We start from the raw sequence: 12,933 nt of genomic DNA on the forward strand, positions 1-12,933 counted from the left end.
TCTTTAAAATAAACGTTTGGCTTTAAGCCAATTTAAGCGTTTTTGTATCTACTAAATTAAGCGCCTTATTAGCGTAGTAATACACTTTTTCGCAATCCACCTCGATGCCAAGACCTGCTTTTGTAGGAACGATTAAGCCAAAATCTTGATAATTAAGCGGCGTTGCCAAAACATCGTCGGTCAGCAGCAAAGGTCCAAACAGTTCGGTATCAAAGGCAAGGCTTGGAAAAGTGGCAAATACGTGAGCCGAAGCTGCTGTTCCGATAGGACCTTCAAGCATTGTTCCGCCATAAAGCTCAATGCCGTTTAAATGTGCCAATTGACCGATTAATGCAGCGGCTTTTAGTCCGCCTGCTTGGTTAATCTTGACGGCAAATACGTCTGCGCTGTGGTCAGCGGCAAGACCAAAGGCATTTTGTGGATCTTGAACGATTTCATCCGCCATGATTGCCACATCAAAGCGCTGACTTAAGCGTTTAAGTCCGGCTTGGTTGCGCATGCTGATAGGCTGCTCAATTAAATCAATACCGCCGTTTTCTAGCGCTTTGATACCGCTCATTGCCTCAAGCTCAGACCACGCTTGGTTGACATCAACGGTAATTCGGCAATTCGGAAGCGCATCTTTAATCGCAAGCACGTGATCGACATCGTCTTTGATAGCGCGACCGCCGATTTTTAACTTAAAAATGCGGTGACGTTTTTGCTCAACCATCGCTTTGGCTTCAGCAATGTCCGTTTCGGTATTGCCGCTGGCAAGCGTCCAAGCCACTTCAAGGCGATCGCGAACGCGGCCGCCAATCAGCTCACTCACTGGAACGCCCAAGCGCTTTCCTTCAATGTCAAGTAGCGCAGTTTCAATCGCGCATTTGGCAAAGCGGTTGCCACTGATTTGGCGGTTAATCAGCTGCATGGCTTTCGCGCTTGAGGTGGGCTGATCTTGCAATAATAGTGGGGTAATATAAGTGTCAATATTGGTTTTGATACTGTGCGGGCTTTCTTCTGCGTAGCTCAAGCCGCCAATGGTCGTCGCTTCGCCCCAGCCTTCAAAGCCATCTTCAGTTTGGATATGAACCAAAACCAGCGTTTGCGCATTCATCACGGTGCAAGCCAACTTGTGAGCGCGAATGGTAGGAATGGGTACCAATAAGGTATTAATGGCGCGAATCATAATCATCCTTAAAGCGAATTGAGTGTTTCTTATGCTTAATAAGTACTATAATTTGCTAAATTCATGTTGTATAAGACCGAATAGAGCATAATTTAATACCTTTTGAGTATTTATAGATGTAATTCCAGTTGTGTTATATTTTTTAGGTATGGCAAGAAATGAAATGCTACGCGCAAAGATTGCATAAAGAGTACTTATTAGAGCTAAGCATTTTTTATGGCAAAAGATAGGGAATGTGATAATAAAAAAAGGATAAAAGATGGAGCTTAGGCATTTGCGCTACTTTATCGCGGTGGCTGAAGAAAAAAGCTTTAATAAAGCCGCTGAGCGCTTATTTATCTCCCAGCCGCCGCTGAGCCGTCAGATTAAACAGTTAGAAGATGAAGTGGGCGCCGTGTTGATTGATCGCGAGCATCGACCGTTAAAGTTGACAGAGGCAGGCGAGTTTTTTTATGAGCACGCCCTGCAAATTTTAACGAAATCTGACAACTTAAGATCGATGACGCAGCGAAAAGGCAGCTTAAACCGCTCGTTTTCTATCGGTTTTGTGCCGTCTATTTTGTACGGTATTTTGCCCAAGATTATCGCGCGCTTTCGTGAGGTTTATCCTAATATCCATATCAAGCTTTTGGAGCTGAACTCTTGGGAGCAGACGCAGGCGCTAACGAGCGGCAAGATTGATGTGGGGTTTGGGCGGTTGCAGTTTGAGGATGCCTCCGTTCGCAGGATTTTGCTGCGCCAAGAAAGTTTGGTGGTCGCTGCGCCTAAAAGTCATCCACTGGTTGCTAATCTGCCAAAATCAGTAGAGCTTGTAGATTTGGTTAATGAAAACTTGCTGCTTTATCCTAATAAGCCCAGACCCAGCTTTATTGATTATATTTTAGAGCTGTTTGAGTCACGAAATTTAAAGGCAAATTATTTCACGGAAGTTCGCGAGCTGCATATTGCGCTTGGGCTGGTGGCAGCAGGCGAGGGCTTAACCATCGTTCCAAAGACCCTTGAGCACCTGCGAAGTCAAGAAATCAGCTACGTGGCGCTTGAAGATGATTTTTTGACCTCGCCTGTGATTATGAACATTCGCCATTTTGATAAGTCTGAGGTGCTTAAGACCTTGCTTGATATCACTTATCAGTTTTATGAGTCGGAGGGTCTTGATTATGTCCGTGAGGAGATATAGCTTTGTGGTGATTAACTGAGAGCGACAGGTTTTAAAAAAGGATGCATAAATAGCGCATCCTAAAAAAATAAGCCCAATAAAAATGTTTTGCAATCATGTATAAAACGGTTTATCCCCATTAATGGTGGCGCGGTGCATGACCCGATGAGTTTGGCTACTATAGTCATTGGTCGCGTAATGCTGCGTGGCGCGGTTGTCCCAAAACGCAATATCGTTTGCTTGCCAATGCCATCTGACGGTAAATTCAGGCTGAGCAATGTGCGCAAATAAAAAGGCTAATACCGACTTGCTTTCTGTATCGCTTAGCTCATTAATCTTTGTGGTAAACCCTTCATTAACAAAAATAAGCTTTTTCTTTGTGACAGGATGTATTCTGATCACCGGATGAATGACGCTAGGATTATCAATCTGAGCTTGCTGCCATTGCTCAAAGGCTTTCGGAGTGTTACCAAAACGCTCTTTGGGAAAAGATTGGATCAAGTTATGCGTTGCCGTTAAGCCTTCAAGCAGCGTTTGAAATGAAGGCGATAGCGCCTCAAAAGCGGCATAACTGCTTGACCACAGCGTATCACCCCCAAAGTCTGGAACTTTTTTAGCGGCAAGTACGCTTCCTAACGGTGGCGATTCAACAAAAGTCACATCAGTATGCCAAATGGCGTTATCTCGAAGGTCGGTTTGCTGATTGTCAAGAATGACAATTTCTGGCTGATCGTCTGCCTGCGGAAAAATAGGGTGGATGTGCAACGAACCAAACTGCCGCGCAAACGCTGCTTGCTGCTGAGGATTGACCGCTTGATTGCGAAAAAACAGCACCTGATGCGTTAGCAACGCCGTTTCAAGCGCTTGTTTGGTATCGGGCGCTAAAGGCTGAGTGATGTCAATCCCATGAACGATGGCGCCGATATTGGGGGATAAAAGTGACAGCGTCAGTGAAGGTTTTGGTGACGATAAGGTAATAGATGAACTCATAACGACCTCTAAACTTATAAAATATGTTGAAAGTTGTTGGTTTTATAAAACGCTTAATATTTACCATACCAAGGCGCTAGATTTGCCTGAACGGCTCGCAGCAGCATTTCTAGCCCAAATCCAATGAAGGCAATGACAGCAATTCCTAAAATGACAATATCGGTCGCTAAAAACTGAGCAGCGGATTGAATCATAAATCCAAGCCCTTTGGTTGCAGCGATCAGCTCAGCGGCAACCAGCGTTGACCAACCAACGCCAAGACCGATCCGGATGCCGATTAAAATATGCGGCAAGGCGGACGGCAAAGTCACGTGCCAAAGCAGCTGAGAGCGGTTGGCGCCTAAAGAGAGCGCGGCAAATTGGCGGCGTTTGCTGACGGTTAACACCCCTTGCAAGGTTGAGATAACGACGGGGGCTAAAATCGACAAAAATATAAGGGTAATTTTGGTCAGCTCGCCAATCCCAAGCCAAATGACCAACAAAGGCAAATAAGCCAGTGGCGGGATAGGGCGGTAAAACTCTAATAATGGATCAAGCACGGCTTTTAAAACTCGATTTGACCCCATGAGTATTCCGACTGGTACGCCAATCAAAATAGCAGCAATCAGCGCAATCATAACGCGACCAAGGCTTGCAAGCGTATGCTGCCAAAGCGTTGCCGACATATAGCCTTCGCTTGCAACCTTTAAAAGCTGCTGCCAAACGCTGTCAGGCGTCGGCAAATATAAGCTTGGAATTGCGCCCAATGCCGTCACTGCCCACCAAATCAAGCCTAACGTCAAAATACTCAAAGTGCCCCAAATGAGGCTGTGATACTTGCTGATAAGGGGTTTTTTAATCATAGCTTTGGCAAAAGGCTTGGGCACTTTATTGCCTTTAGTCAAGCTTGGCGCCGTAGGAATCGTTCGACTGGTCATGTAATCGTCCTTTTTTTCGTATTTTTCTAATTTTTTTATCAAGTTGATGCGTTTTAATTGATGATTAATGAGTTTCAAGTTGGCAATCTACGATCTGGTGAAACAAGCGCTCACGCCACGAGATAAAGTTGCTGTCTGATTTGATCTCGCGCGTTGATCGACCTTGCTGCCAATCTTGGCTAAAAGTCGGCTGATAGTGATGCAAAATTTTGCCTTGTCCCATAACTATCAAATCAGTGGCTAAAAATAACGCTTCTTCAATATCATGGGAAATCAATAAAATTTGACTTGAGCTTTGCTGCCAAATCGATAACAGCAATTCTTGCATTGATTCACGCATAAACGCGTCAAGGGCGGCAAATGGCTCATCAAGCAGGAGCATTTTGGCATTGGCTGCTAAAACTCGAGCAATGCCAACGCGCTGCTGCATGCCGCCTGACAGCTCCCAAACAGCGTGATTGGCAACTTTATCAAGACCGACCCATTGCAAGATTTTTTGGGTATTTTCCTTGCAAACTTTTGGCTTTATTCCTGCCAGTTTTCCGGCAAAACTGACATTTTCAGCCACGTTAAGCCACGGAAATAGCGCGTGATCTTGAAACACCACCGCACGATCGGCGCTGGGTTTGGTGATAGGTTTACCATCAAAACTAATGCTGCCTGAAGTTGCCGGAATAAATCCTGCAATGGTGTTTAAAAGCGTACTTTTACCGCAGCCTGAGGCGCCAAGTACCACGCAAAAGCTGAGATCGGGCAGTGATAAGCTTAAATTATCAAGCGCTAAGGTGGCATTGACATACTGTACCGTTAAATTATGAATTGCTAATCCGCTCATGATGATGCCTTTGACTTATGATTTGTTGGTTTGATTTGGGTTTGGCGTCAAAAACTGATTGGTGACAAACGCTCCATAATCAGGAAGCACTTGCTCAACCGTACCTTGCGATTTTAAAAACTCAGCGGTTTGGCGAATGTTGTTGGCAAAGGGTCGCTGCAATAAGCGGACTTGCTCCTCAGGGGTCAAATAGCGGTTTCCTGCTAACAAATGAGCAATATCAACCGGCGTTGATCCGGTGATTTTAGCGATTTTTTGTAAGTTGCTTTGATTGCTAATAAAGGCTTTTGGGTCTTGGCTGTATTTTCCAGTAGCATCAGTGGTGATTTTGACAAACTGCTTTAAAAATTCAGGGTTTTTATCAGCAAAATCTTTACGAACGACCCAAAGATCATAGGTTGGGCTGCCCCAATCAGCGACCTGTTTTGAGCTGACCAAAACATGACCACTTGCTTTGGTTTTACTAAGGGCAGGCTCCCAAACGTAGGTAGCATCAAGATCGCCGCGCTCCCAAGCTGCTGTGATTTCAGGGGGTCGAAGGTTGATGATATCCACTTTGCTGCTGTCGATATTCCAATGTTTTAATGCAGCAAGTAAGCTAAAATGGGTGGTTGAAACAAAAGGCACGGCGATTTTTTTGCCGATTAAATCTTGCGGGGATTTGATGCCATTTTTGGCAACCAAGCTTTCAGCTTCACCGATTTCACTGGTGACTAAAAAGACCTCTAACGGGACTTGCTTGGTAGCTGCTGCCGCAAGCGGGCTTGAGCCAATGTTACCAATATCAATGCTTCCTGAACTGATTGCGGCTACAACATCAGCGCCGGTATCAAACTTGCGCCAGTTAATATCGCGGTTGGTGTCTTTTTCATAAGTGTTATCTGCTTGCGCGACTTTTGCAGGATCGACGCCTGTTTGATAAGCAATATTGACGGCAGGATTAGCGTTGTTGCCCGATCTATTATTGCCAGCGTCTGCTTTATCATGAGTTTTAGCAGAGCCTTGACTGGTTTGGGTATAAGCATAGCTGGTACCGATAGCAATGGCGCCCACCACCAATCCTGCGGTAAAAAGTTGATTTTTTTTATTCATGACTGCCTCTAATTGTTCAAGTAAAATTGCAATATTGATATCAATAACTCAATAGCAGGCAGTATGAGGAGTTTTATAAAGTAAATAAAATTAAGTTTACTTCTTTATAAATTCAATATTTGAATAAATGATTCCTTCATAATTCAAAAATAGACTATAAATAGTCGACTTTTAATCAAGGTTAGAGAATAACGCAGGTTAAACTAAGAATGAGATGCATAAAATAATTGCTGGAATCAAAAAAAAGCCAAGCTTAGATGATCTAAAACTTGGCTTTAAAAGGTGATTAAATGGGAAGTTTTAAAAGGTTTGATTTAAAATGAGCCATAAGTCCTATGTCGAAATTTAGCCCATAAATAAAGGCCCACAAAACGTTGCAAGCCTTTAAATCTTTTATTTTTAACGATCTATTATTGATTTTTTCGATCATCGCTGTATTTTATCCAAAAATCAGCGTTTTCTATACCGACTGTTCTTGGGTCAAAGATAGGATCAAGACCAAGTTTCTTTTGTCGGTCGTAATCTTTTAAAACTTTAAAGGCGGTTTTGCTCAATAGTAAAATGGCAATGAAGTTCAAATAGCACATGCTGCCAAACCCGATATCGCCTAATGCCCACATGACGCCCACAGATTGGATGCTGCCAATAAAGCAAATGATTAAAAATATGACTTTAAGCGCAGGTTTTAACACCGGATAGCGCAGTTTTCGATCCAAATAGACAAGCGTCGTCTCGGCGATATAGTAATAAGCAATCAAGCACGTAAAGGCAAATAAGAAAATCGCAAAAGAAACAAAGGCACTGCCGTACTGCGCAAAGACAGTGGATACCGCCGCCTGCGTGAAGGCGGTTCCAGCTTCAATGCCGGGCATGTTTTCAACCAAAACAATCCCTTCGCTAGGAATGACGTTATACATTCCTGTTGATAAGATCATAAGCGCCGTTGCCGTACAAACGACGACTGTATCAATATAAATCGAAAAGCTTTGCACTAAGCCTTGTTTGGCAGGGTGGGACACTTCAGCGGCAGCTGAGCTAAAGGTTGCTTCACCTGCGCCAGCGACGTTTGAAAACACCGCTCGGCGAACGCCCCAAGAAATTGCTGTACCCACAATGCCGCCAAAGACAGCATCCATACCAAAGGCGCTTTTAAAAATAAGGGCAAACATGGTTGGTAAATTTGAAGCGTTAAATACCAAAACGATAACCATCATTAAGATGTAGCCAATCGCCATGAACGGTACCACTTTTCCTGCAAAATTTGCGATACGTTTTACACCGCCAAAGATGATAAATGCCAAAAGCGCGACAATGATAACGCCAGTTACCGTAGGTGAGATATTAAATGCCGTCTTAAACGAGTCTGCAATAGTATTGGCTTGAACGCCCGGAACCAAAACGCCGTAAGATAAACAGGTCACCGCCGCAACTAAAATGGCAAAGGGTTTTAATTTAAGACCGCGCTCAATATAAAAAGGGGAGCCGCCGCGATATTGACCATCAACGGAATGCTTATAAACTTGCGCCAATGTGGATTCGATAAAAGCGCTTGCGCCGCCAAGCAGCCCCATAATGACCATCCAAAATACTGACCCAGGACCCCCTGCAGCAATAGCCGTGGCTACCCCTGCAATATTGCCAACCCCAATCCGACCCGACAGCGCCATACAAAAGGCTTGAAAAGAACTGATGCCTTGGTTTGAGGTCTGTTTGTCAAATAAAAGCTTAATCATTTCTTTAAAATAACGAAACTGAACCCCGCGAGTCATCACCGTAAAATATATGCCAACTCCCAAGGCTAAATAAACCAGCGCATCACTCCATATATAGCCAACAATAGTATTAATAATTGCTTCCATGAGCCTACTTCCTTGTAAGTGATTAAAATGATGGATGCTTGATGGTCGTTAAGCGCTAATTCACCAGCCAAATGGTTTTGGTTTGGGAATATTGCGATAAGGCTTCTAGACCATTATCACGACCGCCAAATCCTGATTGTTTATAACCGCCAAAAGGGGTAGTGATGTCGCCTTCTGAAAATCCATTGATCGATACGGTTCCGGCTTTAATTGCAGCAGCAACTCGGTAAGCGCGCTTGATGTTTTGAGTATAAAAAGAGGCTGCTAGACCATAATTGGTATCATTGGCTAATTGGATGGCTTCTTCTTCGGTCTCAAAGGTAGTCACAGCAAGCAGGGGTCCGAAAACTTCTTCTTTAAACAGCGTCATGTCAGCGCTGACATTATCAAAAATCGTCGGTTCGATGTACCAGCCACTGCCTAGGTCGTCATGGATTTTTCCACCGGCAATAATTATGGCGCCTTCTTGTTTTGCCGTTTCAAGATACTGGCTGACTTTATCAAAATGCGCTTTTTCAATCATGGGACCGATAGCGGTATCAGTATCGTATGGCGATCCCACTTTCCAGTGTTTAAGACCTTCTTTAAGCTTATTAATCAGCAGCTGCTTTTGGCTGCTATGAACCAATAAACGCGATCCACAGCTGCAGTTCTCACTCATATTCCAAAACGCGGCGGCGAGCATATCGTTAATGGCAGCCTCATTCAGCTCAGCATCGTCAAAGATAATTTGCGGGCTTTTGCCGCCACATTCTAAAACGATCTCTTTTAGGTTGCTTTGCGCTGAATACTGCAAAAATAAGCGTCCAACCTCTGTTGATCCAGTAAATGACACCATGTCAACATCGCTATGCTGACCTAAAGCGGCGCCAACGTTTTCACCAAGACCGCAAACCAGTTGTAGCGCCTCTTTTGGAACGCCCGCTTCATAAGCCAGCTCAGTTAAGCGATAAGCAGAAAGGGAGGTCAGCTCAGCTGGTTTGACAATGACGGAATTTCCCATAATTAAGGCAGGGGCGACTTTCCAAGCGTACATTTGCGCAGGGAAGTTCCAAGGTAAAACAGCGCCAACCACGCCGATAGGCTCTTGAACAATCAGCCCTAGCGCTGAGCTGCCCGTTGGCGCCACTTTGCCAAACACCTTATCAGCAGCTTCGGCATACCATTCAAAGGTTTCAATGGTCGCTGGCATGTCGGTGTTCAGGCACTCTGTGATAGGCTTGCCAGCATCAACGCAATCTAATGCGGCAAGCTCTTCAAGATGCTCTGTCATAAGCGCGCACCAGCGCTGCATGATGGCTTTGCGATCAGCAGGCGTCATTTGTCGCCAAGCGCCAGTTTCAAAGCCCTCTCGCGCCACTTTTACGGCAATATCGACATCGTGATGGGTTCCTGAGGCAATTTGTCCAATCACGCTATTGTCGATAGGGGTATAATTATCCAGTGTCGCCGTTGATAGCGGCTCCGCCGCGATTAAATGACCTGCCCATAGTTTTTTTTGTTTGGCAAGCTCAAATACTTGATCTTTGGTCATGCTCATCATTTTAGTCCTTATTTTTTGGCAGTGATGCCGTCAGTATCAATGGTCATCACCACCTTTTTTGCAGGTTTTAAAAGCTTGGTTGTGCTTTTTTTTATTGAGATAACAATGCTAAAAATTCTGCTTTTTCATCAGCTGGCATGTCCGTGAGCGGCACTCGAACCGATCCCACCTCAATGCTGCCTTTTAAGCAGCCAGCTTTGGCTTTTTGGTTATAATTTTCTGATTCCATAGAATGAATGGCGGGGTAAATGTCGCTCATAATTTGCTTGGCTTTGTCCCAATCACCTTGTTGAGTGGCATTAAATAAGGCAACTTGCTCTTCTGGAAACACGTTTGCTGCGCCCGCAATCCAGCTTTTTGCTCCCCAAAAAAAGAAATCCACAGGCTGATCGTCACAGCCGCAAACGACCTCAAAGTTATCAAAGTTGGCTTGAAGCAGTCGCAAAGCATGGCTAAAGTCGCCGCTACTTTCTTTGACGCCGATGATGTTTGGATGAGCTGACAAATGAGCGACGGTATCAAACTCAATGCTGACCCCAACGCGATTTGGGAAGTTATACATGATGATAGGCAGCTTGCTGGCATCCGCCACTTTTTCAAAATGAGCAATCACGCCGTCTTGTTCAGGAAGGCTATAAGGCGGCGCTGACAGCATTAAGCCTTCATAACCTAACTCATAAGCTTGATTGGCAAGTTCAATAGAATGATCGGTCGATAAGCTATTGATGCCTGCAATTAAAGTGATTTTGCCTTTCGCTGCTTGAGCAATGGTGGTCAATACCAGCTCGCGCTCAGCAGGCGAGAAAGTATAATACTCACCAGTAGTGCCGCAGGCGACGATTCCTGAGACGCCTTTGTCAATAAATTCATTTACTAACGTGGTCAGCTTTTGGGAGTCAACCTTGCCATGTTGGTCAAATGGAGTAACGATGGGGACTAAAATTCCGTGTAAGTTCATAAGAGCATCCTTATTAGTGGTGATTGATTCGCTAATGAATCAGGGGGTTAAATGGTTGCCATCACGATGGCTTTTTAAAACGGTTGATTTGATAAGGCGTTGGATCAATTGCTTGAGGATTGTTCAAGTAATAATTGCGAATCATTTGAGCGCTGATGACCGCTTGAGTAAGCCCTAAATGCTGATGACCAAAATTTAAAAACACTCGACCGACTTTATCGATCACGGGCAGCGAGTCGGCTGTTGAGGGTCGAAATCCCATCCAAGGCTGACGATCTGATGAATTTAATGGCGCCTTTAACATCGGCTGAGCTAGGTTCAATAACATCTGAGCGCGTTTCATATTGGCAGGGGCTTCAAGTCCTGCGTATTCCACCGTCCCTGCCAGCCGCAAGCCTTCGTCCATCGGCGTCATGATAAAACGCCGATCTAAGCTAGATACAGGCAGCGTTAGCCGGTGCTGCTCATGGGGCAGCATTAAGTGATAGCCGCGCTCGGTATCAAGAGGAACATTGATTCCGGTCAGTTTTTTTGCCAACACTTTAGAGTGAGCGCCAGCCGCCAACATCACGTTGAGCGCTTTTATACTGCCCTGTTGAGTGATCAGCTCAATGCCATCATCATTTACGCTTGCATCAAGGACTGGGCACTGCTCAATGACCACGCCGCCCAATTGCCGAAAAGTCAAATTTAGCTTTGTAATCATGGCGCTAAGGTTGGTTATATGCCCTGTGTTGGGAAAAAATAGCGCCGCCAATTGGTTGTTTTGTAAGGCAGGCTCTTGCTCTAACAAAGCCTTTTGGCTAAGTTTTTCATTAACGACACCAAGGTCATTTAAGCGCCGACTATGGGCGGACAAAGCATCAACGCTGCTTGGCTTTTCAACGGTTAATAATGAGCCGCGAACTTGCACCCAGTCATTTAATTGCCATTGATTTGAAAAATTTTGCCAAGCTTCGATACTGTTTTGATTTAGCTGCAATAGCGCTTGATGGCTTTGGTTAAAAGGCGCCGGTCGCATGTTCATGAGCAATTGAATCGCCCAAGGCATTAAGCGCAGCAAGTAGCGCCAATCGAGTCTGAGCGCACCGAGCGGGTTAAGCAGCATCGCTGGAATTTGGCGGATGATGCTCGCATCAGCAATAGGAAAAACTTGTTCTGCTGCCAAGTGACCGGCATTACCGATAGAAGCACCTTGACCGATGCGATGAGCGTCTATGATTGCGGCGTTGACCCCGCAAGATTGCAACATGACCGCTGCGGTCAGCCCAATGATGCCGCCACCGATGATATGTAGGTCAATGGGATTTGCGCTCATAATATTGTCCTCCACTTCACCGAAACTTAAGGCGCAATGCCCCATTTAAAAGGATCATCTTGTTGAATGATTAAGGTAGTTTTGGCACAAACAAAGGCATGACCGCAAATCGTAGGAATGATGGCATCTTTAGGATAGCCTGACATCGAATCATCATCGGCATCGATAAACTGATAGCTGCCTGTGAACACACTGCCAACGACACTTTTTTGATGCCAAAGCTGATCGGGAGTCAACTTTTGGTCAGCAGCTAGGCAGGCAAGTTTGGCACTGGTTCCCGTACCACAAGGCGAGCGATCATAAGCGGCACCAGGGCATAGCACAAAATTTTGGCTATTGATATTCGAAGCAGGATGGTCTTGAAACAGCTCAATATGATCAATCTCTTCGCCATTTTTGCCCGTGATATGGTTTTGGACTAAGGCATGTTTGATTTGCTGGCAAACTTGAGTTAAGTGAGCAACGTTTTGGGTTTGAATGTCTTGGCCATGATTGCTGACCAAAAAAAACCAATTGCCGCCCCAAGCAATATCGCCACAAATGATGCCAAGATTAGGAACCAAAACCTCAACTTGTTTTTTATAGCGATATGAGGGAACATTTTGAACACTACAGCTGCCATCTTGATGGAGCGTAGCTTTGACTAAACCGACGGGCGTTTCAAGCCAATGAACGCCCGCTTTGATTTTTTGTTGATAAGCTAAAGAGGCAATTACCCCAATTGTGCCGTGACCACACATCCCCAAATAACCGGTATTGTTAAAAAATATAACCCCAGCCGTTGCTTTAGGGTCAGTAGGGGGCAGCAATAAAGCACCGACCAAAACATCATTTCCTCGCGGTTCTAAAATGATGCTTTGGCGCAAATGATCGTAATCAGATTTGAAATGCTGAAGCTTTTCTTGGATGCTGGTTCCAACAAGTTCAGGGAAGCCATCAAACACCATCCGCGTAGGTTCGCCACCGGTATGCGAGTCGATAATGTCAAAATTAAATAGTGTAGAGTCCATGACCGCCATCCTAACTTCGTCCTTAAAATTGGTAGTTGCTGACCCAACTAAGCAAAGGTCTATATATAGAGTGGACTTTTTAAAAGT

General features: G+C 44.8%; 11 protein-coding genes. 1 reads left to right on the forward strand and 10 read right to left on the reverse strand.

Annotation, left to right across the window (positions count from 1 at the left end; translation table 11 throughout):
- Positions 1–22: 22 nt before the first annotated feature.
- Positions 23–1,168: a muconate/chloromuconate family cycloisomerase gene (locus HF322_RS01655; RefSeq protein WP_169391649.1), complete on the reverse strand. Its 1,146-nt coding sequence runs from the start codon at positions 1,166–1,168 to the stop codon at positions 23–25.
- A gap of 259 nt (positions 1,169–1,427) precedes the next feature.
- Here HF322_RS01655 and HF322_RS01660 point away from each other — a divergent pair, with 259 nt between their 5' ends.
- Complete coding sequence (locus HF322_RS01660) at positions 1,428–2,345, forward strand: LysR substrate-binding domain-containing protein (RefSeq protein WP_169391650.1); 918 nt, start codon at positions 1,428–1,430, stop codon at positions 2,343–2,345.
- Between the two features lie 93 nt (positions 2,346–2,438).
- Here the strand turns inward: HF322_RS01660 and tauD are convergent, their stop codons facing one another.
- From tauD to HF322_RS01705, 9 genes are all read right to left on the reverse strand, one after another.
- A complete protein-coding gene (tauD, locus tag HF322_RS01665; RefSeq protein ID WP_169391651.1) occupies positions 2,439–3,314 on the reverse strand; it encodes a taurine dioxygenase in 876 nt (291 codons plus the stop codon).
- A 53-nt stretch (positions 3,315–3,367) separates the two neighbouring features.
- On the reverse strand, positions 3,368–4,231 hold the full coding sequence (gene tauC / locus HF322_RS01670) for a taurine ABC transporter permease TauC (protein WP_169391652.1): 864 nt from the start codon (positions 4,229–4,231) through the stop codon (positions 3,368–3,370).
- A 64-nt stretch (positions 4,232–4,295) separates the two neighbouring features.
- Positions 4,296–5,066 carry a taurine ABC transporter ATP-binding protein gene (locus HF322_RS01675; protein ID WP_169391653.1) on the reverse strand — a complete coding sequence of 257 codons (771 nt, stop codon included), beginning with the start codon at positions 5,064–5,066 and terminating at the stop codon, positions 4,296–4,298.
- Positions 5,067–5,081: 15 nt separating this feature from the next.
- Positions 5,082–6,158: a taurine ABC transporter substrate-binding protein gene (gene tauA, locus HF322_RS01680; protein WP_169391654.1), complete on the reverse strand. Its 1,077-nt coding sequence runs from the start codon at positions 6,156–6,158 to the stop codon at positions 5,082–5,084.
- Between the two features lie 410 nt (positions 6,159–6,568).
- Entirely contained in the window at positions 6,569–8,017 is a 1,449-nt protein-coding gene (locus tag HF322_RS01685; RefSeq protein ID WP_169391655.1) for a sodium:alanine symporter family protein, read from the reverse strand.
- Between the two features lie 55 nt (positions 8,018–8,072).
- The gene (locus tag HF322_RS01690; protein WP_188211204.1) at positions 8,073–9,557 is read right to left on the reverse strand and encodes an aldehyde dehydrogenase; all 1,485 of its coding nucleotides are present in this window, start codon (positions 9,555–9,557) and stop codon (positions 8,073–8,075) included.
- A gap of 94 nt (positions 9,558–9,651) precedes the next feature.
- The gene (gene dapA / locus HF322_RS01695; protein WP_169391656.1) at positions 9,652–10,518 is read right to left on the reverse strand and encodes a 4-hydroxy-tetrahydrodipicolinate synthase; all 867 of its coding nucleotides are present in this window, start codon (positions 10,516–10,518) and stop codon (positions 9,652–9,654) included.
- A 61-nt stretch (positions 10,519–10,579) separates the two neighbouring features.
- Positions 10,580–11,836, reverse strand: a complete 1,257-nt coding sequence (locus tag HF322_RS01700; RefSeq protein ID WP_169391657.1) for an FAD-binding oxidoreductase — start codon at positions 11,834–11,836, stop codon at positions 10,580–10,582.
- A gap of 26 nt (positions 11,837–11,862) precedes the next feature.
- Positions 11,863–12,846: a proline racemase family protein gene (locus HF322_RS01705; protein ID WP_169391658.1), complete on the reverse strand. Its 984-nt coding sequence runs from the start codon at positions 12,844–12,846 to the stop codon at positions 11,863–11,865.
- Positions 12,847–12,933 lie beyond the last annotated feature (87 nt).

This window comes from Psychrobacter sp. MF31 (genome assembly GCF_012847335.1).
GTDB lineage: Bacteria > Pseudomonadota > Gammaproteobacteria > Pseudomonadales > Moraxellaceae > Psychrobacter.

Excerpts from the sequence above, each read along its gene's own strand:
- tauC (WP_169391652.1), bottom strand. The coding sequence starts at position 4,231 with ATGACCAGTCGAACGATTCCTACGGCGCCAAGCTTGACTAAAGGCAAT.
- HF322_RS01675 (WP_169391653.1), bottom strand. The coding sequence starts at position 5,066 with ATGAGCGGATTAGCAATTCATAATTTAACGGTACAGTATGTCAATGCC.
- HF322_RS01705 (WP_169391658.1), bottom strand. The coding sequence starts at position 12,846 with ATGGACTCTACACTATTTAATTTTGACATTATCGACTCGCATACCGGT.
- tauA (WP_169391654.1), bottom strand. The coding sequence starts at position 6,158 with ATGAATAAAAAAAATCAACTTTTTACCGCAGGATTGGTGGTGGGCGCC.
- HF322_RS01700 (WP_169391657.1), bottom strand. The coding sequence starts at position 11,836 with ATGAGCGCAAATCCCATTGACCTACATATCATCGGTGGCGGCATCATT.
- tauD (WP_169391651.1), bottom strand. The coding sequence starts at position 3,314 with ATGAGTTCATCTATTACCTTATCGTCACCAAAACCTTCACTGACGCTG.
- HF322_RS01660 (WP_169391650.1), top strand. The coding sequence starts at position 1,428 with ATGGAGCTTAGGCATTTGCGCTACTTTATCGCGGTGGCTGAAGAAAAA.
- HF322_RS01685 (WP_169391655.1), bottom strand. The coding sequence starts at position 8,017 with ATGGAAGCAATTATTAATACTATTGTTGGCTATATATGGAGTGATGCG.
- HF322_RS01690 (WP_188211204.1), bottom strand. The coding sequence starts at position 9,557 with ATGAGCATGACCAAAGATCAAGTATTTGAGCTTGCCAAACAAAAAAAA.
- HF322_RS01655 (WP_169391649.1), bottom strand. The coding sequence starts at position 1,168 with ATGATTCGCGCCATTAATACCTTATTGGTACCCATTCCTACCATTCGC.
- dapA (WP_169391656.1), bottom strand. The coding sequence starts at position 10,518 with ATGAACTTACACGGAATTTTAGTCCCCATCGTTACTCCATTTGACCAA.